Raw genomic sequence first — 24,712 nt, 5'->3', positions numbered from 1 at the left:
CCATCGTCTCACGGGGAGCCCGTCATGTCCTCCATCGAAATCGTCACCCATCCGAAGACGGCCGTCGCCGTCGTCGGCGCCGGCCCGGCCGGTCTCGCCTCGGCCGCCCATCTCCTGCGCCGGGGCCTGGAGCCCGTCGTCTTCGAGGCCGCCGCCGCCGTCGGCGGGCAGTGGAACGGCGCCGCTCCGGGCAGCGCCACCTGGCCCGGCATGCGCACCAACACCAGCCGCGTCATGACCGCCTTCGCCGACCTCGATCATCCCCAGGGAACCGCCACCTATCCGACGCGCGAGCAGATGTTCGCCTATCTCGGCCGTTATGCCGATGCCATGGGGATCACCCCGCGCATCCGGTTCCGCGCGCGCGTCGAAGGCCTCGAACGCCACCCGGACGGCTGGCTCGTCACCTCGGCCGGGGACGGCGGATCGCGGCGCGAGGTCTTCGCGCGGGTGATCGTCGCCAACGGCCGCCATCGCGTGCCCTCGGTGCCGCAGATCCCGGGCCTCGAGACCTTCGCCGGGCGGCTCGGCGTCGCCCATGCCGCCGCCTACGACGGTGAGCAGGCGTATCGCGGCGCGACCGTCGTGGTCGCCGGATGCTCGATCAGCGCCCTCGAGATCGCCTCCGCCCTCGCCCTCGGCGGTGCCGGCCGGGTGATCGTGAGCCGGCGCCGGCAACGTTGGGTGTTGCCGAAGCTGAACGCCGGGTTGCCGACCGAGCACCTGATGTTCAACCGCGCCGCGATGCTGGCGGGCGAACGCCTGCCCCCGGCCGCGCGGGCGGCGGGACTGAAGGCGGCGGTCGTGCGGGCCGGCGGCGACCCGGCCCCCTACGGGGCGGGCTCGGCGGACCCCGACGTCTTCGCCGCCGGCATCGCGCAGTCGCAGCACTTCCTGGCCGCCGTCGCCGAAGGCCGCATCGAAACCCGGCCTTGGATCGCGTCGGTGGACGGGCGCGCCGTTCGCTTCACCGACGGTGGCACGGTCGAGACCGACGCCCTCCTGTTCGGCACGGGCTATCGCCTGTCGGTGCCGTTCCTCGCCGAGGACGTCGCCCGCACGCTCGGCCTCGACCAGGGCGAAATCGATCTCGCCGACCATACGTTCCATCCGGATCTCCCGGGGCTCGCCTTCGTCGGCCTCTACGATCTCGTCGGCCCCTATCTGCCGGTGCTGGAGCTCCAGGCCCGCTGGGTCGCCTACACGTTCGCGGGACTTCGACCGGCGCCGGGCGACGCCGAGATGCGCGAGGGGCTCGCCCGGGGGCGGGCCGCGCGGGCGATGGGGTCGCCGCCGATGCATGGTCCGGCGGTTCTCTTCGCCCGCCGGGCCGGGGTCGAACCGGATCCGCGCGATTGGCCGGATCTGGAGCGGACCCTGCTATTCGGCCCGCTCGCGCCGGCGAGTTTCCGCCTCGTCGGCCCCGATGCCCGCGCCGACGCCGCCGTCCGCACCGCCGAGGCGGGACACGCCTTCGGCCGGGACGGCGGCAACACCTACACGAGCGAGGAGGCGGCGCTGCGCGATCTCCTCCTCGGCGATCGCACGGCCACCGCCGCCTGAGATCGCGCCGGCCGGACGGCGCGGCCGAGGGGCGATCCGCCTGCGGCCACCGCCCTGCCGATCCCTTCCGCCGCCGCTTCGGCCGGCGGTCTTCGACATCGCAAACTCTCGAGGAAATTCGACATGTCCAAACTGTTCTTCGTCCCCGTCCTGGTCGCGGCGTCCTTCTGGGGCGCGCTGCGGGTCCACGGCGCCGAATCGCCGGTCGATCGCGGGCGCTATCTCGTGACCATCTCCGGCTGCTCCGACTGCCATACGCCCGGCGCGCTCCAGGGCAAGCCGGACGGAGCCCGGTTCCTCGCCGGCTCCGACGTCGGTTTCGACGTCCCGGGTCTCGGGGTCTTCGTCGGCCGCAACCTCACGCCCGATCGCGAGACCGGGCTCGGGACCTGGACCGACGACGAGATCGTCGCGGCGATCACGAAGGGCACGCGTCCGGACGGGCGCCATCTCGCCCCCGCGATGCCGTGGCCGGCCCTCTCGAAACTGACGAAGACGGATGCCCGGGCGATCGTGGCCTATCTGAGGAGCCTGCCGCCGGTCCACAACGCCGTGCCGGGCCCCTTCGGACCGAGCGAGACCCCGACCTCGCTCGTCCTCACGCAGGTGCCCGGCGAGGTTCTCGCGACGCTCAGGAAGACCGCGCGGTGAGCGAGCCGCCCCCTGGCCCCTCCCCCTCGTGAGCGTCCGACGCTCCAAAAAGGAGCGGGAACCCCTCCCGGCGCCCCCTCGGGAGGGGTTCCAGGGATGCCGTGGACCGGCCTCAGCGGCGGTGATCACCGCCGTCGACGCGTCGTCGACATGGGCACGGCCTTCGGCGCGCGCGTCGACACGCGAAGAATGGCCACGAGGTCAATGGGATGGATTGGAGCGGGCGATGGGAATCGAACCCACGACATTCAGCTTGGGAAGCTGACGTTCTACCTCTGAACTACACCCGCTCGAGCGTGCTTCCTCATACCCTCGCCGGGGGGCGTGGTGCAAGGGGGTCTCGCATCGCCTTCGCGGACGGCGCGGCCGTGGCGGGTCTTGTTCCACCGGCTCGGCGCGTGGATCAGTTCGATCGCGGCCGTATAGGTCGCCAGCGAGACGGCGCACCAATAGAGTGGCATCGACAATACGTCGGCGAGGCGGAAACGCCGGGGCGAGCGCTCCGACACCTTCATCGCCAGGATGAAGGCGCCGAGGAGGCCCGAGGAGAAGGCGACCAGGGCGGAGAGCGCCACCACGTCGCCGTCGATGGTCTCGCCGACGAAGAGCGGCACGAAGCCGCCGATCTGCAGCGAGAGCAGCAACAGGCTCGGCGCGAAGGTGATCGCCGAGAGGAGCTGGCCGGCGAAGACGAGGTGGAAGGCGAGCGCCCCGGCGAGGCCCAGTTCGCGGTGCAGGCGCAAGGGCGAGCGCATGTGGGCGAGCCAGGTCTGCATCCACCCCTTCATCCAGCGGGTCCGCTGCGCAAGCCAGGCGCGCAGGTCGATCGGCGCCTCCTCCCGCGTCGCCGAGGCGACGACGCCGGCGTGCCATCCGGCGCGCACGATGCGCACGGCGATGTCGGCGTCCTCGGTGACGTTGTGGGGATCCCAGCCGCCGATCACGTCGAGGACCGAGCGGCGGAAGTGATTCGAGGTGCCGCCGAGCGGCAGGAACAGGCGGCGCTCGGCGAGCCAGGGCAGGAGCCCGCGGAACAGCATCGCGTATTCGATCTCGAACTGGCGCACCAACCAGGGCCGCGCCCGGGCGTCGTGATCGATCACCAGCGCCGCCTGGACCACGGCCAATTCCGGCGGTCCGGCGCGGAAGGCGGCGACGGCGAGCCGCAACTGGTCGGGATCCGGGCGATCCTCGGCGTCATAGACGGTGACGAATTCGGCATCGACGGTGGCGAGGGCGAAGTTGAGCGCCTTGGGCTTGGTGCGCGGCAGCGACGGCGGCACGACGACGATGTCGAGCGGCGTGTCGAGGGTGGCCGCCTCGGCGGCGGCGCGGGTCGGGCCGTCGTCGGCCTCCACCACCAGCCGGATCTCGAGCCGGTCCGGCGGATAGTCGAGCGCGCTCAGGGCGGCGACGAGGGGCGCGATCACCTCCACCTCGCGAAAGACGGGAACCAGCACCGCGTAACGCGGCAGGTCGGCGTCGTCGACCGGGCTCGGCGCGACCGGCGGGCGGGCGTCGGCGACCAACATGCGAAACAGGCCGATCATCAGAAAGGCGCAGGTCCAGGCCATGACGATCGGCGACACCGCCCCCCACAGGGCGAGCCCCCAGACGGCGACGGCGACCCCGAGCGCGAGCAATTGGCCCGGCGCCGGGGCGCTGGCTGCCGACTGCCCGGGATCGCGGTCGAGAACGGCACGCACCGCGCGCCGCGTCAGGGCCGGCGCCCATCGCTCGATCAGGGCGCGGCGGATCTCGCGCGGCGTCGCCACCGCGAGGCGAGGGCGTTCGCCCGGATTGAGACGCAGGAAGTCCGCGACCGCGCCCCGGCGGTCGGGCGGCGGCGCCATCACCAGGGTCGTCTCGCCCGGCGCCCCGAGCATCAGGGCCTCGGCGCGCGAGAAGGCGGCCGGCGGTGGCGGCGGCTCGGTCTCGGCGGCCGGCTCGACCGCGATCCGCGCGAGACGTCCGACGCCGAGATCCTCGGCGACGGCCTGCCAATGGACGCTCTCGCGAGAGGACGGGCGCGACGCCGGCGCCGGCGCCGGCTCGGCGCCGTCGGCCTCGATCTCGTCCGATCCTCGATGGGCCCCCGATCGAATGGTGCTTTCTCCCCGCGCCCCCGTCGCCTAGAGTTCAGACCGCGCGTTCGAACCCGTCTTCGTCGCCACGATGTCACAACCCGAGACGCGTCATGATTGCATCTTCGCGCCCGCCTGTCGCTTCCGGAATTCCACGCGCGACGGGTCTCGCCCTCTCCCTCGCCCTCGCGGTCTTCGCCGGATCGATCGGCGCGCGGGCGGAAGACCCGGCGCCCGCGCCGCCCCCGGCGGCGGCCGAGCCGTTCCGTCCCTCGTTCTGGGATCCCGCCAATCGACCGCAGAAGCCGGCCGGCGAGATCTCGACGATCCGGTTCCTCACCACCGGCGACTTCCCGCCCTTCTCCTTCCTCGACGCGAGCGGGCGGCTGGTCGGCTATCACGTCGATCTCGCCCGGGTGCTGTGCGAGGAGATCGGCGCCACCTGCACGCTCCAGATGCGACCCTTCGACGATCTCGTCGCCGCCGTCGCCGACAAGCGCGGCGACGCGATCCTGGCCGGTCTCGCGGTCGGCCCCGCCCTGCGCGACCGTCTCGACACCACCGACGCCTATCTGACGACGCCCGGCCGCTTCGTCGGCCTCGCCGGCGAGACGGCCCACGTCACGCCGGAGGGGCTCGCCGGGCGCTGGATCTCGGTCGTCTCCGGTTCGGCGCACGAGGCCTATGCGCTCGAGCATTTCCGCAAGGCCCGCATCGCCGCCTATCCCGACGAGACCTCGGCCCGCGACGCACTGCGCGACCACAAGGTCAGCGTCCATTTCGGCGACGCGATCGGCCTCTCGTTCTGGCTCGACGGCGAGGCGGCGCGCAGTTGCTGCGCCTTCGCCGGGGGGCCGTGGCTGGAACCGGCGGTGTTCGGCGAGGGCCTGCGCGTCGCCGTGCCGAAGTCCAACCCGCGCCTGAAACGCCACCTCGACTACGCCCTGCGCAAGGCGGCGATCGACGGGCGGCTCGGCGAGCTCTATCTGCGCTGGTTCCCGCGCGGCTATTACTGATCCCCACCACGAAAGACCCCGATGACCGATCTCCTGTGGACCCGCGCGGACGACGCCCGCGCCACCCTCCTCCTCGCCCACGGCGCCGGCGCGCCGATGGACGCCCCCTTCATGACCCGCATCGCGGAGGGACTGGCGGCGCGCGGCGTCGCGGTGGCGCGATTCGAATTCGCCTACATGGCCAAGCGCCGGACCACGGGAAAGAAGTTCCCGCCGATCAAGGCGGAACGCGCGGTGCCGGAGTTCCGCGCGGCGATCGAGACCGTGCTGGCCGCCCCCGAACGGATCGGGCCGCTGGTGATCGGCGGCAAGTCGATGGGCGGCCGGGTCGCGGCGATCGCCGCCTGCGAGGCGCTCGATCCGGCGGTCGCCGGGGTGGTGTGCCTCGGCTATCCGTTCCACGGGCCGGGCCGGCCGGAGGAGATCCGTCTCACGCCGCTCCAGGGCGGGTTGTTGCCGGCGCTGATCGTCCAGGGCGAGCGCGACGACTTCGGGTCGCGCGCCGAGGTGGAGACGCTCGACGTCGGCGCCCGCGCCCGTTTCGCCTGGATCGAGGACGGCAGCCACGATTTCGGCCCGCGCGGCGCCTCGCCGGCGACGCTGAAGGGCAACATCGCCGTCGCCTGCGACGCGGTCGCCGCCTTCGTGCTCGGCTTCGCGGACGGCCCCGCGGACGCGTGAGGCGCGCCGCGCGGCGGGCGGCGACGATCGGTCCCGCCGGGGCGCATCCGCCCGGCCGCGTTCCACGCTCGCCGGCGGATCGAGCAAAACCTACCCGTGCGGGCCGGGGTCGGAGGCAGGCCGATGCTTGCCGGATCGTTCGGGGTTGCCGATAGTCCGGGTGTTCGCCGTCGCCCCGATCGTCGGGGCGGGGCGAGGGAGAACCGCGAGGTCGCGAGGGGCGGCGCTCGTCACCATGGGGGTCGCACGCGAGCCCCGAACGACGACGACGGCCCCTCGCCGTCGCGCCTTCGGACAGGGGACTCGGTGACCATCTTCACGCTCTTGGATCCGGCCACCATCGTTTCGGGGCTCGTCGTCGGACTGCTGGTCGGCATGACCGGGGTCGGCGGCGGCTCGTTGATGACGCCGATCCTGGTCTTGCTGTTCGGCGTCCATCCCGTGACGGCGGTCGGCACCGACCTCCTGTTCGCGGCGGCGACCAAGAGCGTCGGCGTGGTGGTGCACGGGTTCAACCGCACCGTCGATTGGGGGGTGACCGGGCTCCTGGCGCTCGGCAGCGTGCCGGCGACGGCGGCGACGCTGATCGTCCTGTCGCAGATCGAAACCAAGACCGGCGGCGCCGGCGGACTGGTCTCGCACGTGCTCGGGATCGCCCTGATCGCCACGTCGCTCGCCTTGTTCTTCCGCCACCGCCTGAAGGCGCTGGTGGAGAAGCGGCGGCGGGCGGAGGCGACGGTGCGCGGCCGGCGCATCGCGACCGTCGCTCTGGGGGCGGCGCTCGGCGTGGCGGTGTCGATCTCGTCGGTCGGGGCGGGCGCGGTCGGCGTCACCGCGCTGCTGATGCTCTATCCGCGCCTGCCGATCGCCCGGCTGGTCGGCTCAGACATCGCGCACGCGGTGCCGCTGACGCTGATCGCCGGGTTCGGCCACTGGATGATCGGGTCGGTGAACCCGTCCCTGTTGCTGCCGCTGCTGGTCGGCTCGGTCCCCGGCGTGGTGATCGGCTCCGCCGTCGGCCCGAAGCTGCCGGAGGCGGCGCTGCGCTTCGTGCTGGCGGCGGTGCTGACCGTGGTCGGGTTCAAGCTGGTGCTGGGCTGAAGGCAAGCCTTCCAGTTCTTTGCTCAGGCCGAAGGCGAGTGCCTTCAGCCGGCGTCGCGCAGCGCCCGGACGGCGACCGGGTCGAAGCGATAATGGGTCGAGCAGAACTCGCAGGTGACGACGATCTCGCCGTCGACGGTCATGTCGTCGACCTGTTCGGCGGTGAACTGGCCGAGCATCGCCTCGACGCGCTCGCGCGAGCAGCGGCAGCGCTCGACCATGGCCAGAGGCTCGAAGACGCGGACGCCGCGCTCGTGGAACAGGCGATAGAGCAGGCGCTCGGCGGAGACCTCCGGGTCGGTCAGTTCGACGTCCTCGACGGTGCCGACCAGCGCTTCGGCCTCGGCCCAGGCGTCGTCGACCTCGGGGGCGTGCGGCTCCGTGCCTTCCGGCGCATCGCCGGGATGGAGGTCGCGGGCGCGGACCCGATCCTCGCTCTCCGGCAGGAACTGCACCATCAGGCCGCCGGCGCGCCAGGCGTGGCTCGCCCCGCCCTCGCCCTTGGTCAGCATCTCGGCGACGGCGAGACGGACCCGGGTCGGGATCTGCTCGGACTGCTGGAACCAGACGTGGGCGACCTCCTCCAGGCTCTCGCCCTCGAGCACGACCACGCCCTGATAGCGCTGCATGTCCGGTCCCTGGTCGACGGTCATGGCGAGATGGCCGCGGCCGAGCAGCTCGGCCGGCGAGGTGCGCCCCTCGGTGATCGCCGTCTCGACGCCGGCGGCGTCGAAGCTCGCATAGGCGCGGATACCGTCAGGGGTCTGGAAATCGACCACCAGCATCGACACCGGCCCGTCGGTGCGGGTCTGGAGGATGAAGCGGCCCTCGAACTTGATCGACGAGCCGAGCAGGGTCGCGAGCGCGATCGCCTCCGCCAGGAGGCGGGCGACCGGCGCCGGATAGGCGTGGCGGCCGAGGATCGCGTCGAGCGCCGGGCCGAGATGGACCATGCGGCCGCGCACGTCGAGGGCGGGCACGGTGAAGGGCAGGACACTGTCGGGCAGCGCGACGGGGAGCGGGGCGTCGGTCATCGAAGAACTCGTCGGCGAAAGAGGAGAGCCGACGGCGCTGGCCAGCGCCCGTCGGCTCGGGGGTTCGTCGTCATATGGGGCGCGCGGGCCGGTTTCGCCAGAGGGTCCGCGCGCGGCCCGTCCTCGGCATCAGGCACCGACCTGGGTCAGGCGCCGACCCGGCCCAGGCACCAGGCGAGAACGCCCTTCTGCGCGTGGAGACGGTTCTCGGCCTCGTCGAAGACCACCGACTGCGGCCCGTCGATCACCTCCGCCGTCACCTCCTCCTCGCGATGGGCGGGGAGGCAGTGCATGAAGATGGCGTCGGAATTGGCGGCGGCCATCAGCTTCGCGTTGACCTGATAGGGCTTCAGCAGGTTGTGACGGCGCTCGCTCTCATCGTCGCCCATCGACACCCAGGTGTCGGTGATGACGCAGTCGGCCCCCTTCACCGCCTCGAAGGCGTCGTCGGTCCACACCACCGAGGCGCCGTGCTTGCGGGCCCAGGCCATGATCTCGGTCTTGGGCGCCAGTTCCGGCGGGGTGGCGATGCGCAACTTGCAGCGGAAGCGCTCGGCGGCATGGATCCAAGAGGTCAGCACGTTGTTGTCGTCGCCGACCCAGGCGATCGTCTTGCCCTCGATCGGCCCGCGATGCTCCTCGAAGGTCATCACGTCGGCCATGATCTGGCAGGGATGCGAGACCTTGGTGAGGCCGTTGATCACCGGCACGGTGGCGTTCTCGGCGAGCTCGGTGAGGGCGCCGTGGTCGAGGATACGGATCATGATCGCGTCGACGAAGCGCGACAGGACGCGGGCGGTGTCGGCGATGGTCTCGCCGCGCCCGAGCTGCATCTCGTCGCCGGTCAGCATCACGGTCTCGCCGCCAAGCTCGCGCATGCCGACGTCGAAGGAGACGCGGGTGCGGGTCGAGGGACGCTCGAAGATCATCGCGAGGACCTTGCCGGCGAGCGGGCCCTGGCCGCGGAAGGCGCCGTTGCGGACGGACTTCAGGCGCGCGGCCTCGTCGAGGATGGCGCGCAGATCGGCCGAGCTCACGTCGGTCAGGTCGAGGAAATGGCGCATGCCGGTTTCGAGAGTCATGCCGCGGCCTCCTTTTCGGCCTGGAGAAGGGTCCGGGCGGCGGCTTCCGTCCGCGCCACGGCCTCGTCGATCTCGGCGTCGCTCACCACCAGGGCGGGGAGGAAACGCACCACGTCGTCACCCGCGCCGACCACCAGCAGATGCTGGTCGCGCATCGCCGCGACCATCGCCGCCGGCGGGCGGCGGCACTTGAGGCCGAGCATCAGCCCCTCGCCGCGCACCTCCTGGAAGACCTCCGGATGGAGATCGACCACCGCCGCCAATTTCTGCTTCAGCTTCAGGCCGGCCTCGCGGACGCGCTCGAGGAAGCCGGGTTCCAGCATCACGTCGAGCACGGCGTTGCCGGCGGCCATGGCGAGCAGGCTGCCGCCAAAGGTCGAGCCGTGGGTGCCGGGGGTCATGCCGGCCGCCGCCGCCTCGGTCGCGAGGCAGGCGCCGAGCGGGAAACCGCCGCCGATGCCCTTGGCCGAGGCGAGAATGTCCGGGGTCACGCCGACGCCCTGATAGGCCCAGAGGTGGCCGGTACGGCCCATGCCGCACTGGACCTCGTCGAAGACGAGCGACAGACCCTCCTCGTCGCAGACCCGGCGCAGGAAGGCGAGGAAGGCCGGCGGCACCGGCCGCACCCCGCCCTCGCCCTGGATCGGCTCGATCAGAATGCCGGCAGTCTCCGGCCCGATCGCGGCCCGCACCTTCGCCTCGTCGAAGCCGTCGACCTTGTCGAAGCCCTCGACCTTGGGACCGAAGCCCTCGATGTATTTCTCCTGGCCGCCGGCGGCGATGGTCGCCAGCGTGCGGCCGTGGAAGGCGCCCTCGAAGGTGACGAGGCGATAGCGCTCGGGGCGGCCCTCGACGAACTGACGCCGACGCGCCGTCTTGATCGCGCATTCGAGCGCCTCGGCGCCGGAATTGGTGAAGAACACCCGATCGGCGAAGGAGGTTTCGACCAGCCGCCGGGCGAGTTTCTCCTGGTGTGGCGCGGCGAAGATGTTCGACACGTGCCACAGTTTCTCGGCCTGCTCGGTCAGGGCGGCGACGAGATGGGGATGGCAGTGACCGAGCGCGTTGACGGCGATGCCGGCCATCATGTCGAGATATCGCTCGCCCGAGGCCGTCGTCAGCCACACGCCCTCGCCTCGTTCGAAGGCGAGATCGGCGCGAGAAAAGGACGGGTAGAGCGCGGTCTCGGTCATGGCGTCGTCTCCGGTCGCCGGCGCTCGGCGTGCCCTCACCGGACGCCGGCGGCGACCACGACGAGGCGCGACGAGGCGCGCGGGCGACCCTGCTGTCGGGGTCGGGAGCCGGCGACGCGAAATGTCGCGCCAGCCCCAAAACGAACGATGCCGCCCTTGCGGCGGCACCTTGCGTTTCGCGGGGATAATGCTCGCGCGCGAGGCAGAATGTCAACGGCGCCGGGCCGAAACCGTCGCAATTTCCGTAGCGAGAGCCCCAGTGTCGCCACGAAGTCGAAAGACTACGTAGGGCGGAGCGCTCCAGAAGCGGCACCCCCTGTTGCCGATCGGACTCAAGTCTGGGGAAAAGAGGTCGTTCATCCACCGAAACGATTCCTCGGCGCCTTGCTCGCGAGTCTACCGATAGTGTAGTTTACGGTTCATTAAACACGACATCTCGTGCGACGGATCATCCGATCCCGAACTTCTCGTCATGCACCGCCACTTTCCGCAAGGTCAGTGACACCGGAGGGATTCCTCCGGGCGGGAGGGGATTCGGAAGGTTCGAGCACCGTCCACGACAGCGAGGGAAGCGATGATCTCCTGGACCGACGAGCGGGTCGACCTCCTCAAGAAGCTCTGGGGCGAGGGGCTCAGCGCCAGTCAGATCGCCGGAGAACTCGGCGGCGTGACGCGCAACGCGGTGATCGGCAAGGTCCACCGTCTCGGCCTCTCCGGCCGGGCGAAGGCGCCGCAGCCGGCCACCACCCGGCCGAAGAAGCCGATGGCGCGTCCCGCCACCTCGACCGGGCGCACGGAAGGCGGCCCGGTCAGCCTCGGCGCGACCGCGCTCAAGGCGGAGACGGTCCCGGTGGCGCGTCCACAGGCCGCGCCGGCGCCCGCCCTCACCTCGCTCTCCGACGAGCCGCTGATCCCGCACGCCTCGGTTCTGCAGATCAACGAGCAGACCTGCAAATGGCCGGTCGGCGATCCCAGCAGCGAGGACTTCCACTTCTGCGCCCGGCGCTCCGACACCGGCATTCCCTATTGCGCCTATCACGCGCGCATCGCCTATCAGCCGGTCGCCGACCGTCGCCGCGATCGACGGCCGATGCGGGCCTGATCCGGGAAGGCGAGGCGGTGCGACGGATCGGTCCGACCGTTGCGATGCCCCCTCTCCTCGCCGCCTGCGCGGGGCAGCCGGACGGCTGGTCCCACGCCATGGAATGACTCATGGGACGTCGCGACCGTCACGGTCGCCGGCGAAACCCGACGGGTTCTCGAACATCCGGGCAACGGCCCCGGCGGCGGCCCGATCGTGACCACGCCGAGCTTCGCCCGGACGGCCGGGATCGGCGGGGTGCAAGGGGGGACGCTCGGGGCGCCGTCTCCGCCGAACCGCCGATCGAACGCCATCGCGCGGCCGCCTCGACGCGACGGATCGCGCCGCCTGTCGCATCGTCGACGGCTACGAACTCATCAAGATTCGATACGAATTCGTCTTCACCTGCGCTCGGTGAACGGGCGCTCGGCCAACGGGGCGCGGTGAGCGCGCCCGTAGGGGCGAGACGCGGGCCCGCCGTCAGGCGCCGGCGGCGGCGAAGCGGTCGTCGAAGGCGTAGCCGGAGCCGCGCACGGTGCGGATCGGGTCGCGCTCGCGGGCGCGGTTGATCGCCTTGCGCAGGCGGCCGACGTGGACGTCGACGGTGCGTTCGTCGACATAGACGTCCATGCCCCAGACGCCGTCGAGCAACTGCTCGCGCGAGAAGACGCGGCCGGGCGACTGCATCAGATATTCGAGCAGGCGGAATTCGGTCGGGCCGAGATGGACCTCGCGGCCGGCGCGGCGGCAGCGCTTGGTCTCGCGGTCGAGTTCGAGGTCGCCGGAGCGCAGCAGGGTCGAGACCAGCTCGGGGCGGGCCCGGCGCAGCATGGCGCGGACGCGGGCCATCAGCTCGGCGGTGGAGAAGGGCTTCACCACATAGTCGTCGGCGCCGGTGGCGAGGCCGCGGATGCGCTCGCTCTCCTCGCCGCGCGCCGTCAACATGATGATCGGCAGGCGCTCGGTCTCGGGCCGGGTGCGCAGCCGCCGGCACAGCTCGATGCCGGACAGGCCCGGCAACATCCAGTCGAGGATCAGGAGGTCGGGCACGCTCTCGCGCAACCGGGTATCGGCGTCGTCGCCGCGACCGCAGACCTCCACCTCGTAACCTTCACTCTCCAGATTGTAGCGGAGGAGGAGACCGAGAGCCTCCTCGTCCTCGACGATCAGTACGCGAGCCATGGTGCTCCGGTCTCCGCTCAGGCGTCGCCTTCGAGCTTCATCTGTTCGGCGTCGTTGCCCTTCGGCCGGTCGTCGGCGACCTGCTCGCCGGTGACCAGATAATGGACCGCCTCGGCGACGTTGGTGGCGTGATCGCCGATGCGCTCGATGTTCTTGGCGCAGAACAGGAGATGCGTGCAGAAGGTGATGTTGCGCGGATCCTCCATCATGTAGGTGAGGAGTTCGCGGAACAGCGAGGTGTAGAGGGCGTCGATCTGCTCGTCGCGCTCGCGCACCTCCATGGCGGCGGCGGCGTCGCGGGCGGTATAGGCGTCGAGCACGGCCTTGAGCTGCTCGAGGGCGATGTCGGCGAGGTGCTCGACGCCGATCACGACGCTCTTGACCTGAACGGCGCCGCCCATGGCGATGACGCGCTTGGCGATCGACTTGGCGAGGTCGCCGACGCGCTCGAGGTCGCCGGAGACGCGCAGCGCCGCGAAGATGTGGCGCAGATCGAGCGCCATCGGCTGGCGCTTGGCGATGACGACGATCGCCTGTTCCTCGACGGTGCGCTGCAGGCGGTCGAGACGGGCGTCGGTGAGGACGACGCGCTGGGCGAGCGCGGTGTCGCCACGCACCAGAGCGGTGATCGCATCGGCGACCAGGCCTTCGGCCATGCCGCCCATCTCGGCGATGCGGGCGGCGAGATCCTTCAGTTCCTGCTCGTAGGCGACGACGGTATGGGTGGGCATCGAACGAACTCCTGCTGTCGTCGGGGCGACGCGGTGGCGACGAGCCGATCGACCGCTCGCCCCATCGGCGCGGTCGGATCGTTTCTATGACATCGAAACGTCAGTTTGATGACGGTTCAACGACCTGATTTTCCTCGGTTTCACGCCCCATCCACCGATCGAGTACGACGGTGAAGGTGGAGCCTTCGCCGAGACGGCTGGCGATGTCCAGGCGCCCGCCGTGGCGGGTGACGATGTGTTTGACGATGGCGAGGCCGAGGCCGGTGCCGCGCTTGGCGCCCGAAGTCTCGGTGTGGGCACGGTAGAAGCGCTCGGTCAGGCGCGGCAGATGGACCGGATCGATGCCGTCGCCGTGATCGCGCACCGCGACCGCCACATGCGGCCCGGCCTCGGTGAGGGTGACGTCGACGGTGCCGCCGGCGCCGCCGTATTTCACCGCGTTCTCGATCAGATTGGTGAAGACCTGGACCAGCTCGTCGCGATCGCCGCGCACCGGATGGGGGCGGTCGCAACCGGCGAGCTTCACCTCGACGTTCTGGGCGCGGGCGACCGGGCCGACCAGATCGACGACGTGGCCGAGGATCTCGACCACGTCGATCTCGGCCTGCGGCCTGAGATGGGCGCGCATCTCGACCCGTGACAGCGACAGGAGATCGTCGATCAGGCGCTTCATGCGGGCGGTCTGCTCGGCCATGATGACCAGGAAGCGCTCGCGGGCTCGGACGTCGTCGCGGGCCGGACCCTGGAGGGTCTCGATGAAGCCGGTGACGGCGGCGAGCGGGGTGCGCAGTTCGTGACTGGCGTTGGCGACGAAGTCGGCGCGCATGCGCTCGAGCCGACGCCCCTCGGTCAGATCCTCGACGCGGATCATCACGAAGTCGGGGCGCCGGTCGGTGTCGCCGACGTTGGGGGGCACGAACAGCGGCGCGAAATGGGCGCGCGACCAGCGATCGGTCGGCACCTTGTCCTGCCATTCGATGATTTCGACGCGGCCCAGCGCCACCACCGTGTCGACGGCATCGAGCAGAGCCGTCACCCGCAGCGCGAAGGAGAGCGGATCGCCGCGCTTCAGCGCCGGAAACCGCGCGATCGCCTCGCGATTGAACCAGCGCACGCTGCCGCCGACGTCGACCACCACACAGGGTTCGTCGATCGCCTCCACCACCGTCTTGATGCCGGCGTCGGGCCACGGCCGCGACGGCCGAGTGGAGCGGGCGTGCGAGCGGCGGCGCAGGTGCGGCGTCGCTTCCGCGTCGCCGCGCGCCCAGATCGCCTGCACCCAGAGAAAGACCGCGGTGGCGGCGGCGACCAGGACGGGCACCCCGTAGAGGCCGACAGCGGCGACGGCGAGGCCCGCGACCGTGGCCGCCTGCAGGATCGCCCGCCACGAGACGCCGCGCCCGGAGCGTGACGCCGTCCGTTCGGCGTCTTCCGACAGATCATCGCTGCTCATGCCGTTCCGTCTCCTCGGTGGGGTCCCCGCCCCGTCCCCGCCTTCGCGTCGGGACGGCCCTCGCCACGCCGCGATCCGGTGGTAGTCTCGTCCACGATCGAAACGCAACCATCCTCCGCATCCGACCGAATCGGGAGACCTCACAATGGGCTCGCACCAAGACGACAAGAAGAAGACCAAGGACGAACCCGCCTCCCCGGATCGCCGCCGTTTCGACCTCTCCGACCCGAAGCTCCCCGACTGGGTGAAGGACGCCGCCTTCTCGTCGGGCGGATATCCGCACGCCAAACCGCTCGACGAGCACGAATTCGAGGAGACCTTGACCCGCCTCCAGATCGAGCTGGTGAAGCTGCAGACCTGGGCGATCGCCACCGGCCTCAGGCTGGTGATCGTGTTCGAGGGGCGCGACGCCGCCGGCAAGGGCTCGGTGATCGGAGCGCTGCGCCAATACATGAGCCCGCGCCGGACCCGGGTGGTGGCGCTGCCGAAGCCGAGCGAGGTGGAACTTGGGCAGTGGTATTTCCAGCGCTACGTCCAGCACCTGCCGACCTGCGGCGAGGTCGTGGTGTTCGATCGCTCCTGGTACAACCGATCCGGAGTGGAGCGAGTGATGGGCTTCTGCTCCGTCGAGGAGAGCGAGCGCTTTCTCAAGGAGACGCCGCATTTCGAGGATCTGCTGATCGCCGAGAACATCCATCTGGTGAAGTTCTGGCTCGAGGTCGGGCGCGAGATGGAGCTGTCACGGTTCCACGACCGGCGCCACAACCCTCTGAAAGTGTGGAAGATCTCCGACGTCGACGTCGCCGCGATCGACAAATACGACGAGTACACCCGCGCCCGCGACCGGATGCTCGAGACCACCCACACCGACCGCGCGCCGTGGACGATCGCGCTCGGCAACGACAAGCGCCGCCTCAAGCTCAACGTCATCCGCCACATCCTGCGGCTCTTCGACTATCCCGACAAGGATCGCAAGGCGATCGGCGAGATCGACGAGAAGGTGCTCGGTCAGGGCCCGGGCTTCGTCGCCGGGTGAGGCCGGTCGAGACCGGCCCGGTCGCGAAGGCCCTCCCGACGGGGCCTTCGAGAGTTCGATCTCACTTGGTGTTGGCGGCGAGGAGGGCGCGGTAGTTGCGGGCCCAGTCGCCGCCGGCGGCGCAGACCTTGTCCCAGCCTTCCGCCTCGAGGCTCGCGTCGACGTCGCGATAGAGCTCTTCGGCCGCGTCGGGGTCGAGGCCGCTCTCGGTGAGCGCCCGGTTCATCGACTTGCCGAGCGCCTCGGACTGACGCGGCGCGATCGGGAAACCGCACATCTCGGCCGACAGCGCGATCCGGTAGAGCGTCTTCAAGGTCTCCTCGGCGCCCTCGGCGGCGGGGGCGCGGCCGATCGATCCGGCGAGGACGGCGGCGACGAGAGCGACACGGAAGAGACCGCGCGACGGGCGATCGGCACGCATGGGAGCCGTCCTTTCGGGGGGAGACCTTGAGATTCGGGGATGGCCGCCCGGAGGAGCGAACCGGCGTCTCCCGATAGGCGTCGGCGCCCTTCGCGGCAATGCGAAATCGACGTCGCGCGCGGTCGGCGATCGAGTGTGGCGCGCCGCCCACACTTCGCCCGGCGTGGACCGGCGGCGGGGACGCGGCGGCCGGGATCAGCCGGGCCGGCCGACCGGGCGCGGGTGGGCGTCGAGCCAGGCGCCGGGGTCGCGGGCGTCGAAAGGGGCGCCGTCGAAGGGGCGGACCGTCTCGTCGTCCCGCGCCGCGCCGGGCGGGCCGAAGACGGCGTCGAAGGTCGCGGGCGCGAAGGCGGCGCGGGCAGCGGCGAAGGCGCGATCGCGGTCGCGCACCTGTCCCCAGCGCAACATCTGCGCGGCGAGCCACAGACCGTCGGCGACGCGCGGGCGGTTGATCGCCCCGTGTGGGCCGGCGCCGTGGAAGCGCAGGAAGCCGGGCACGGAGACCGGCGCGCCGTCGCGGCCGGCGCGCAGTTCGCCGGCGAGCGCGCGCATCACCAGGGCCTCGGGGACCCCGACGATCTCGGGCCGGGCGAGGCGCGCGGCGAGGTCCGGGCGATTGGCGGGATCCTCGATCCAGGCGCCGGCGCGGTCGAGGGCGCGCAACAGGGCGGCGAGCGCCTCGGGCCGGCGCTCGGCGAAGACCTCGCGCACGCCCAGCACCTTCTCCGGCGTCGCCGGCCAGATCGAGCCGGTGGTGAGCAGGATGCGGCCGACCCCGGCCTCCACCGACAGGCTCGGCCAGGGCGCGCCGACGCAGGCGCCGTCGACCCCGCCCTCCGCCATGGCGTCGACCATGTAGGAGGGCGGCACCACCACGATCCGCAGATCGGAATCGGGATCGAGCCCGGCGGCGGCGAACCAGTGGCGCAGTTGCTGGTCGTGGCAGGAGAAGGGGTGGACGGAGGCGAAGGTGAGCGGCTCCTCACCGCGTTCGGCGCGCTCGACGACGAGGCGGGCGAGGACGCGGCCGGCGGCGGCGGGGTCGTCGACCGCGCCCCAGGCGCCGCCGGCGTCGTGGAGGGCGGTCGAGATCGCGATCGAATTGCCGCCGTGGTTCAGGACCCACGGCGCCAGGATCGGCGCGGTCAGGTGGCCGAGGCCGAGCCGGGCGGCGAGCGGCATCGGCGCCAGCATGTGGGCGGCGTCGAAATGACCGAGCACGATGCGGTCGCGGATGTTGGCCCAGGAGGTCTCGCGGACCAGATCCAGCTCCAGCCCCTCGGCCTCGGCGAAACCGAGATCGCGGGCGACCACCAGGGGGGCGCAGTCGACCAGAGGAATGAAGCCGACGCGCAGGCGCTCGAGCGAGCGGCCGGTCGCGGGCGAGCGGTTCGGATCGAGCGCGGTCTCACGCGTCATGTCGGGCGCCCTCCTCTCGCGTCGCCGGTGGTCTCGTCCCTCGCCGTCGGGTCCATGTCGATCGTCATCCCAGGAGTTGCGCCGCCGTGACCACCGACTGGGCGATCTCGGAGAGCTTCTTCTTCTCGTTCATCGCGGTCTTGCGCAGGAGGGCGTAGGCCTCCTCCTCGGCGACGCCGCGCGACTTCATCAAAATGCCCTTGGCGCGCTCGATCAACTTGCGGTCGGCGAGTTCGGTGCGGGCCTGATCGAGTTCCCGGGTGAGGCGGTCGAAGGCATTGAAGCGCGACACGGTCATGTCGAGGATCGGCTTGACCCGCTCCTTGCGCAGCCCGTCGACGATATAGGCGGAGACGCCGGCATCGACCGAGGCCTCGATCATCGCCGTGTCGGACTGGTCGACGAACATAGCGACCGGCCGCTTCACCATGCGGCTGACCTGGAACATCTGCTCGAGCACGTCGCGGGAGGGATTGGCGAGATCCATCAGGATCACGTCCGGGTCGATCTGATAGACCCGGCGCAACAGCTCGTGCGTGGTGTCGAGGCGCACCACGTCGGTGAAGCCCGCCTCGCGCAGGCCCTCCTCCAGGATGGCGCTGCGGACGGGATTCTCGTCGATCACCAATATCGTGAGAGAGACGTCGACCAACACCGGCTCCTTGTCGCCGCGCCAGTATCACCGTGCCGCCCACCCCGCCACAAGCGCAAAAGAACGCCATGCGGAGGGTGCTTGCGCGCACGTCCGCGCGGGCCTAGGGATGGGGCGGAAACAATCGCCCGGCCGGAGCCAAGTCCATGACGAACAATGCGAATGCCTCTCAGGCCGAACAGAAGGAGGCGGCCGCGCTGAGTTCGATCGCGGCCAGCACCGGCATGACGATCGCCAAGGCGGTCGCGGCGGTGACGACCGGCTCGCTCGGCCTCCTGTCGGAGGCGATCCACGGCCTGCTCGACGTCGGCGCGACGGTGATGACCTGGTTCGCGGTGCGCATCGCCGACGAGCCCGCCGACGATCTCCATCACTACGGCCACGCCAAGATCGAGAGTGTGGCGGCGCTGTTCGAGACGGGGCTTCTGTTCCTCGCCTCCGGCTGGATCATCTGGGAGGCGATCCAGCGTCTCCTCGGCCACGGCGGCGACGTCGAGGCGAGTTGGGTGGCGGTCGCGGTGGTGGTGGCCTCGATCCTGGTCGACTTCTTCCGGGCGCGGAACCTGAAGAAGGTCGCCGCAGAGACGGGCAGTCAGGCGCTCGAGGCCGACGCGCTGCACTTCTCCTCGGACATGTGGAGTTCGGCGGTGGTGCTGGTCGGGCTCGGCTTCGTCTGGTTCGGCTTCCCACTCGGCGACGCGATCGCGGCGATCGGCGTGTCGCTCTTCGTCTGCCTCGCCGGCTGGCGGCTCGGCAAGCGCACCATCGACAGCCTGATGGACGCCGCCCCGGACGGCATCGCCGATCAGGTGAAGGCGGTCGCCGAGGGGATCTCCGGGGTTGTCGCGATCGAGCGGGTGCGGGCGCGGCCGTCGGGGGCCAAGATCTTCGTCGATCTCGACATCGCGGTCAGCCGGATGCGCTCGCTCGACGACATGGCGGCGATCAAGGAGCGAGTGGTGGCGGCGATGGCGGCGGCGTTGCCGCAGGTCGACATCGCCATCGTCGCGCATCCGCGCGCCCTCGACGACGAGACCGTGCACGAGCGGATCATGGTGATCGCCCGCAATCGCGGCATCGCCATCCACCATCTGACCGTCCAGACCCTCGCCGACGAACGCATGTCGGTGTCGCTCGATCTCGAGGTCGACGGCCGCATGCCGCTCGCCCAGGCGCACGAGGTCGCGACCGGCCTCGAGGAGGCGATCGAGGCCGAACTCGGGCCGGGATCGGAAGTGGAGACCCACATCGAGCCGATCACGGTCGATCGCCTCGCCGGACTCGATCTCGACGCCGCCTCGCTCGCCGAGATTCGCGGCGAGTTGGAAGCGGCGGCGGAGCGCGGTGGGATCGTCTCCGACGTCCACGCCGTGCGCGCCCGCGCGACCGACGAGGGCGTGATCGTCAACTTCCATTGCCACGCCGCCCCCACCCTCGGCGTGGCGGAACTCCATGCCGCGATCGACGACGTCGAGCGCGCGGTGCGCGCCCGACACCTGGGCGTACGCCGCGTCATCGGACACGGCGAACCTTTCGACTGTCCGTGATACGTAATGCCCCCCAGAAGCTCTGGCGCGTATTTCATGAAACCTCGCGCCTTCGTCTAGGGCTTTCGTAGAATTCAGATCTGAAATATCTCATGTGACGTGAGGTCGCTATTACCCTTTCGCGAATTGTTAATTTTCGAATGTTTCCATGATCGGCAGTTGTGACGATGCCGTGGATCCGCCTGGACCACACGGGTGGCACGCACGACCGCGCGAGACCCCGAAGACGGGCGGCGCCCTCCGTCGGTCCCCTGCTCGAGGTACATCATGGCCAAATCCCGCCGCAGTCTCTCCTTCCGCCTGTTTCTGGTCGCCGGTCTCGCGGTGATCGGTCTCTTGGCGGTCACCGGCCTCGGGATGTGGTCGCTGCATTCCAATCTCTACCAGGGCAAGGTCTCGGAACTTCGCCGCATCGTCGAAATGGCCGACAGCCTCGCCCATGACGCCATGGCGCGCGCCGGTCGCGGCGAGATCACGCAGGAGGAGGCGAAGGCTCAGGCCGCCACCGAGATCGGCCGGCTGCGCTACGACGACGGCAATTACGTCTTCGTGCTGGACATGCACGGCAAGATGATCGTGCATCCCGCGCCGAGCATGCGCGGTATCGACGGCACCGACATGAAGGATCCCGACGGCAAATACATCTTCCGTGAGATGATCGACGTCGCCAAGAAGACCGACGTCGGCACCGTCACCTATCGTTGGGCCAAGCCGAACACCACCGAGCCGCTGTCCAAGCTCTCCTATGTCGCCGCCCTCGATGACTGGGGCTGGGTGGTCGGCTCGGGCATGTGGATCGACGACATCGAGACGCAGTTCTGGTCGAACGCGCTCAAGACCGGCGTCCTGTCGCTCGGCTTCGCGGTGGCGATCGGCCTCATCGCCTTCTTCGTGGTGCGTTCGGTGACGCGTCCGCTCGCCGAGATCCGCGAGGCGATGGTGGCGCTGGGCCGCGGCGAACTCGACCTTCGACTCGACACCGCCCGCAACGACGAGATCGGCGAAATGGCCGAGGCGGTCGCGCAGTTCCGTAATCAGGAGCGCGAGCGGCGGGTGCTCGAGGCCAATTCCACCGCCTCGGAAACGGCCAAGCGGGCGCGCGAGACCCGGATCGAGGCGCTGATCGCCGATTTCCGGCGCCGGGCGAGCGAGCTGCTCACCAACGTCGGCGACGAGATGCGGCAGATGTCGGGCACGGCCTCGGCTCTGACCGGCACCGCCGAGGCGACCGCCCGGCGCGCCGACGGCGCCGCCCAGGCCTCGCACGAGGCGTCGGAGAACGTCCTGACCGTGTCCTCGGCCGGCGAGGAGCTGATGCAGTCGGTCAACGAGATCGCCCGTCAGGTCTCGCGCACCACCGAGGTCGTCGGCAAGGCGGCGCAGGTGTCGCGCACCACCAATCACACGGTCGGCGAGCTGGAACAGGCCGCCGGCAAGATCGGCGCCGTCGTCGGACTGATCCGCGACATCGCCGAACAGACCAACCTCCTGGCGCTCAACGCCACCATCGAGGCGGCCCGCGCCGGCGAGATGGGCAAGGGCTTCGCGGTCGTGGCGGCGGAAGTGAAGTCGCTCGCCAATCAGACCTCCAAGGCGACCGAGGAGATCTCCGCTCAGATCGGCTCGATCCAGGTCACCACCGGCGAGGCGGTCAGCGCGATCGGCGAGATCGCCCATATCATGGAAGAGGTCGACAGCTTCACCTCGGCGATCGCCGCCGCGGTCGAGGAGCAGGGCGCCTCCACCGCCGAAATCGCCCGCAACGTCACCCGCGCCGCCGAGGGCACCCGGCTCGTCGCCGACAACATCGCCGGCGTCAACGAGGCGGTCGGCGAGACCTCGCGCGCCGCCGCACAGGTCTCCGACGCCACCGGCCGGGTGGTGCACACCGCCGACGATCTCAAGACCGTCGTCGACAGGTTCCTGGCGGACGTCGCCGCCGCCTGATCACGGCACTTCTCTCTCGTCCTCGTCGAGAGCACACACGGAAGGGGCCCGGAGCGATCCGGGCCTCTTTCGTCTTCGGTGTCCGGCCGTCCGTCAGCCGCGCGGGTCGGGCATGCGGAACGGCGGCAGGCCGGCGATCTGGGCGTCGAAGGCGATCACCGAACCGGCCGGGGCGAGCGAAGGACGACGACCCTCCTCGACCCGATCGAGCGAGGTGACGAAGAGCGTGCGCATCCCCTCGCCGCCGAAACAGGGCATGGTCGGGAAGTCGACCGGCAGGTCCCAATGCTCGAGCAGGCGCCCGTCGGGGGCGAAGCGGTTGATGTGGCCGGAGGAGACGCCGGCGCTCCAATAGTGACCGATCACGTCGCAGCAGCCGCCGTCGGGACGGCCGGTGGCGTCGTCGAGGGTGGCGAGACGGGCGCGGTCGCTCAGGGTGCCGGTGGCGGGATCGAAGGTGAAGCGATCGATCCAGGGGCCGCGGCTGTCGGCGAGATACATGGTGGTGCCGGCGGCGTCCCAGGCGAGACCATTGGCGACCCGCAGCCCGTCGAGCTTCTTCTCCACGGCGCCGTCGGCGCTCACCCGCCACAGCGCGGCGATCGGCGGGCGCTCCGGGGTCTCGTCCATCGAGCCGACCCAGAAGGCGCCGTCCGGGCCGACCTTGCCGTCGTTGAGGCGCATGGTGGAGGGGCCGACGTCGATCTCGGCGAGGGTCTCCCAAGTGCCGGCATCGGGGTCGAACAGGACCACCGAGCGGGTCAGGGCGACGACCAGGCGACCGGCGGTGGTCAGGCCGAGCGCGGTGGCGCGTTCGGGGATCGGCGCCGGCCAGACCCGGTGCGACGAGCCTTCGGCGGAGACGTGATGGATCTCACCGGCGGCGATGTCGACGAAGAACAGACGGTCGCGGCGGTCGTCCCACAGCGGGCTCTCGCCCAGACGGCAGGCGTGGTCGATCAGACGGCGAGGGTCGGGGACGATACGAATGACGTTCACAGCGAGCTGGCTCCTTGTTCGGCCGGTCCGACCGCGCGACGGAAGGTGGCGAAGAGCTCGCGCCCGACGCCCCATTGATTGGCCTGGAGATCGGCGACGGCGGCGGGGCGCGTCGCCCATTCGGCCGGGTCGATCAGAACCTCCAACCGCCCGGTGACGGCATCGAGACGCACGACGTCGCCGTCGCGCAAGCGGGCGATGGGTCCGCCGTCGGCCGCCTCCGGGGTCAGGTGGATCGCCGCGGGGACTTTGCCCGAGGCGCCGGACATGCGGCCGTCGGTGACCAGCGCCACCTTCTGACCGCGATCCTGGAGGACACCGAGTGGCGGCGTCAACTTGTGCAATTCGGGCATGCCGTTGGCCCTGGGGCCCTGGAAGCGCACCACCGCGACGAAATCGCCGGTGAGTTCACCCGCCTTGAAGGCCCGCTGGACCTCGTCCTGCGAGGCGAAGACGCGCGCCGGCGCCTCGATCACGCGTCGCTCGGGCGCCACCGCCGAGGACTTGATGACGGCGCGGCCGAGGTTGCCGGTCAGAAGCTCGAGCCCGCCGGTCGCCTGGAAGGGCCGGGCGGCCGGGCGCACCACGGTCTCGTCGGGCGAGACCGTCGCGACGGGATCGAAGACCAGTTCACCGGCCGCGTCGAGGGCGGGGGTCTGGGCCTGGGCGGCGATGTCGTCGCCCCAGACGATCTTGGCGTCGGGGTGGAGCAGGCCCTCGGCGAGCAGCTCGCGGATGACGAAGGGCACGCCGCCGGCATCGCGGAAGGCGTTCACGTCGGCGGCGCCGTTGGGATAGGCGCGGGCGAGCAGCGGCGTGATCGCCGAGAGATCGGCGAAGTCGTCCCAGGTCAGGCACAGGCCGGCGGCGCGCGCCATGGCGACCAGATGGAGAGTGAGATTGGTCGAGCCGCCGGTCGCCATCAGGCCGACGATGCCGTTGACGAAGGCGCGTTCGTCGAGGACCTCGCCGATCGGGCGGAAGCTCTCGCCCTTCGGACCGATCGCGAGCACGCGGGCGACGGCGGCGCGGGTCAGCGCGTCGCGCAGCGGCGTGTCGGGGGGGACGAAGCTCGCGCCGGGCAGGTGCAGCCCCATGAATTCCATCAGCATCTGATTGGTGTTGGCGGTGCCGTAGAAGGTGCAGGTGCCGGCGGCGTGGTAGGAGCGCGATTCCGCCTCGAGCAGATCGGCCCGAGTCGCCTTGCCCTCGGCATAGAGCTGGCGGACGCGGTTCTTCTCGCCGTTCGACAGTCCCGTCGGCATCGGGCCGGAGGGCACGAAGATCGTCGGCAGGTGGCCGAAGGCGAGCGCGCCGATGACGAGGCCGGGGACGATCTTGTCGCAGATGCCGAGCATCAGGGCGGCGTCGAACATGGTGTGGGAGAGCGCCACGCCGGTGGCCATGGCGATGACGTCGCGCGAGAACAGCGACAGTTCCATGCCGGGCTCGCCCTGGGTGACGCCGTCGCACATGGCCGGAACGCCGCCGGCGACCTGAGCGGTCGCCCCGAGCCGCTCGGCCTCGGCGCGGATCAGCGCGGGGTAGCGCTCGTAGGGGCGATGGGCGGAGAGCATGTCGTTGTAGGCGGTGACGACGCCGATGTTGGGGGCGCCGCCGCCGGCCAGACGCGCCTTGGCCTCGGGGCCGCAGGCGGCAAAGCCGTGGGCGAGATTGGCGCAACCGAGCCGGGCGCGCCGCGGGCCCTCGCCGATCGCGGCGGCCATGCGGTCGAGGTAGCGGTTCCGGTCGTCGCGACTGCGGTTGCGGATCCGCTCGGTGATCTCGCCGAGACGGGCGTTCACGGTCATGGCCTCATCCTCTCGCGACGCCTCCCGG

The 24,712-nt window shown here is 70.7% G+C and carries 21 protein-coding genes and 1 tRNA gene; 9 read left to right on the top strand and 13 right to left on the bottom strand.

Features of this window, described 5'->3' with window-relative positions:
- The first annotated feature begins 24 nt into the window (after window positions 1–24).
- Both J3S89_RS16565 and J3S89_RS16560 read left to right on the top strand, forming a co-directional pair.
- Window positions 25–1,563, top strand: a complete 1,539-nt coding sequence (locus tag J3S89_RS16565; RefSeq protein WP_217928873.1) for a flavin-containing monooxygenase — start codon at window positions 25–27, stop codon at window positions 1,561–1,563.
- Between the two features lie 132 nt (window positions 1,564–1,695).
- On the top strand, window positions 1,696–2,214 hold the full coding sequence (locus J3S89_RS16560) for a c-type cytochrome (RefSeq protein WP_420801339.1): 519 nt from the start codon (window positions 1,696–1,698) through the stop codon (window positions 2,212–2,214).
- 215 nt (window positions 2,215–2,429) lie between these two features.
- Here J3S89_RS16560 and J3S89_RS16555 read toward each other — a convergent pair.
- Both J3S89_RS16555 and J3S89_RS16550 read right to left on the bottom strand, forming a co-directional pair.
- Window positions 2,430–2,504 (bottom strand) — tRNA-Gly (locus J3S89_RS16555).
- Window positions 2,484–4,100: a glycosyltransferase gene (locus J3S89_RS16550; RefSeq protein WP_217928870.1), complete on the bottom strand. Its 1,617-nt coding sequence runs from the start codon at window positions 4,098–4,100 to the stop codon at window positions 2,484–2,486. Before J3S89_RS16550 ends, J3S89_RS16555 begins: the two co-directional genes overlap by 21 nt.
- Before the next feature lie 311 nt (window positions 4,101–4,411).
- Here J3S89_RS16550 and J3S89_RS16545 point away from each other — a divergent pair, with 311 nt between their 5' ends.
- From J3S89_RS16545 to J3S89_RS16535, 3 genes are all read left to right on the top strand, one after another.
- Entirely contained in the window at window positions 4,412–5,314 is a 903-nt protein-coding gene (locus J3S89_RS16545) for a transporter substrate-binding domain-containing protein (RefSeq protein WP_217928869.1), read from the top strand.
- A 21-nt stretch (window positions 5,315–5,335) separates the two neighbouring features.
- Entirely contained in the window at window positions 5,336–5,995 is a 660-nt protein-coding gene (locus tag J3S89_RS16540; protein ID WP_217928868.1) for an alpha/beta family hydrolase, read from the top strand.
- A gap of 375 nt (window positions 5,996–6,370) precedes the next feature.
- Window positions 6,371–7,096, top strand: coding sequence for a sulfite exporter TauE/SafE family protein (locus tag J3S89_RS16535; RefSeq protein ID WP_230489206.1), 726 nt, complete (start codon window positions 6,371–6,373; stop codon window positions 7,094–7,096).
- 44 nt (window positions 7,097–7,140) lie between these two features.
- Here J3S89_RS16535 and J3S89_RS16530 read toward each other — a convergent pair whose 3' ends face one another.
- From J3S89_RS16530 to J3S89_RS16520, 3 genes are all read right to left on the bottom strand, one after another.
- The gene (locus J3S89_RS16530; RefSeq protein WP_217928866.1) at window positions 7,141–8,130 is read right to left on the bottom strand and encodes an Hsp33 family molecular chaperone; all 990 of its coding nucleotides are present in this window, start codon (window positions 8,128–8,130) and stop codon (window positions 7,141–7,143) included.
- A 146-nt stretch (window positions 8,131–8,276) separates the two neighbouring features.
- Complete coding sequence (argF, locus tag J3S89_RS16525) at window positions 8,277–9,212, bottom strand: ornithine carbamoyltransferase (RefSeq protein ID WP_217928865.1); 936 nt, start codon at window positions 9,210–9,212, stop codon at window positions 8,277–8,279.
- A complete protein-coding gene (locus J3S89_RS16520; protein ID WP_217928864.1) occupies window positions 9,209–10,405 on the bottom strand; it encodes an aspartate aminotransferase family protein in 1,197 nt (398 codons plus the stop codon). The genes argF and J3S89_RS16520 overlap by 4 nt, the downstream gene beginning before the upstream one ends.
- A gap of 577 nt (window positions 10,406–10,982) precedes the next feature.
- On the opposite strand from J3S89_RS16520, the gene J3S89_RS16515 reads away from it, so the two are divergent.
- A complete protein-coding gene (locus J3S89_RS16515; RefSeq protein ID WP_338019812.1) occupies window positions 10,983–11,507 on the top strand; it encodes a GcrA family cell cycle regulator in 525 nt (174 codons plus the stop codon).
- A 459-nt stretch (window positions 11,508–11,966) separates the two neighbouring features.
- Here the strand turns inward: J3S89_RS16515 and phoB are convergent, their stop codons facing one another.
- From phoB to J3S89_RS16500, 3 genes are all read right to left on the bottom strand, one after another.
- A complete protein-coding gene (phoB, locus tag J3S89_RS16510) occupies window positions 11,967–12,668 on the bottom strand; it encodes a phosphate regulon transcriptional regulator PhoB (RefSeq protein WP_217928862.1) in 702 nt (233 codons plus the stop codon).
- A gap of 17 nt (window positions 12,669–12,685) precedes the next feature.
- Window positions 12,686–13,399, bottom strand: coding sequence for a phosphate signaling complex protein PhoU (gene phoU / locus J3S89_RS16505; protein ID WP_217928861.1), 714 nt, complete (start codon window positions 13,397–13,399; stop codon window positions 12,686–12,688).
- Between the two features lie 100 nt (window positions 13,400–13,499).
- Window positions 13,500–14,852, bottom strand: coding sequence for a sensor histidine kinase (locus tag J3S89_RS16500; protein WP_217928859.1), 1,353 nt, complete (start codon window positions 14,850–14,852; stop codon window positions 13,500–13,502).
- Between the two features lie 145 nt (window positions 14,853–14,997).
- On the opposite strand from J3S89_RS16500, the gene ppk2 reads away from it, so the two are divergent.
- A complete protein-coding gene (ppk2, locus tag J3S89_RS16495; RefSeq protein ID WP_217928858.1) occupies window positions 14,998–15,888 on the top strand; it encodes a polyphosphate kinase 2 in 891 nt (296 codons plus the stop codon).
- A 61-nt stretch (window positions 15,889–15,949) separates the two neighbouring features.
- On the opposite strand, the gene J3S89_RS16490 is transcribed toward ppk2, so the two are convergent.
- The 3 genes from J3S89_RS16490 to J3S89_RS16480 form a co-directional block, all read right to left on the bottom strand.
- Window positions 15,950–16,309: a globin family protein gene (locus J3S89_RS16490; RefSeq protein WP_217928857.1), complete on the bottom strand. Its 360-nt coding sequence runs from the start codon at window positions 16,307–16,309 to the stop codon at window positions 15,950–15,952.
- 195 nt (window positions 16,310–16,504) lie between these two features.
- Window positions 16,505–17,728 carry a CmpA/NrtA family ABC transporter substrate-binding protein gene (locus J3S89_RS16485; RefSeq protein WP_217928856.1) on the bottom strand — a complete coding sequence of 408 codons (1,224 nt, stop codon included), beginning with the start codon at window positions 17,726–17,728 and terminating at the stop codon, window positions 16,505–16,507.
- Between the two features lie 64 nt (window positions 17,729–17,792).
- A complete protein-coding gene (locus J3S89_RS16480; protein WP_217928855.1) occupies window positions 17,793–18,383 on the bottom strand; it encodes an ANTAR domain-containing response regulator in 591 nt (196 codons plus the stop codon).
- A 143-nt stretch (window positions 18,384–18,526) separates the two neighbouring features.
- Here J3S89_RS16480 and J3S89_RS16475 point away from each other — a divergent pair, with 143 nt between their 5' ends.
- Complete coding sequence (locus J3S89_RS16475; protein WP_217928854.1) at window positions 18,527–19,927, top strand: cation diffusion facilitator family transporter; 1,401 nt, start codon at window positions 18,527–18,529, stop codon at window positions 19,925–19,927.
- 267 nt (window positions 19,928–20,194) lie between these two features.
- Window positions 20,195–21,874, top strand: coding sequence for a methyl-accepting chemotaxis protein (locus J3S89_RS16470; RefSeq protein ID WP_217928853.1), 1,680 nt, complete (start codon window positions 20,195–20,197; stop codon window positions 21,872–21,874).
- A 93-nt stretch (window positions 21,875–21,967) separates the two neighbouring features.
- On the opposite strand, the gene J3S89_RS16465 is transcribed toward J3S89_RS16470, so the two are convergent.
- Together J3S89_RS16465 and edd are read right to left on the bottom strand one after the other, a co-directional pair.
- On the bottom strand, window positions 21,968–22,873 hold the full coding sequence (locus tag J3S89_RS16465) for an SMP-30/gluconolactonase/LRE family protein (RefSeq protein ID WP_230489186.1): 906 nt from the start codon (window positions 22,871–22,873) through the stop codon (window positions 21,968–21,970).
- Window positions 22,870–24,684 (bottom strand): phosphogluconate dehydratase, encoded by a 1,815-nt coding sequence (gene edd / locus J3S89_RS16460; RefSeq protein WP_217928851.1) that lies wholly within the window; start codon window positions 24,682–24,684, stop codon window positions 22,870–22,872. The genes J3S89_RS16465 and edd overlap by 4 nt, the downstream gene beginning before the upstream one ends.
- Window positions 24,685–24,712 lie beyond the last annotated feature (28 nt).

The sequence above is a fragment of the Pinisolibacter aquiterrae genome, from assembly GCF_019160155.1.
Lineage (GTDB): Bacteria > Pseudomonadota > Alphaproteobacteria > Rhizobiales > Ancalomicrobiaceae > Pinisolibacter > Pinisolibacter aquiterrae.
This window is presented reverse-complemented; position numbering and strand designations above follow the sequence as displayed.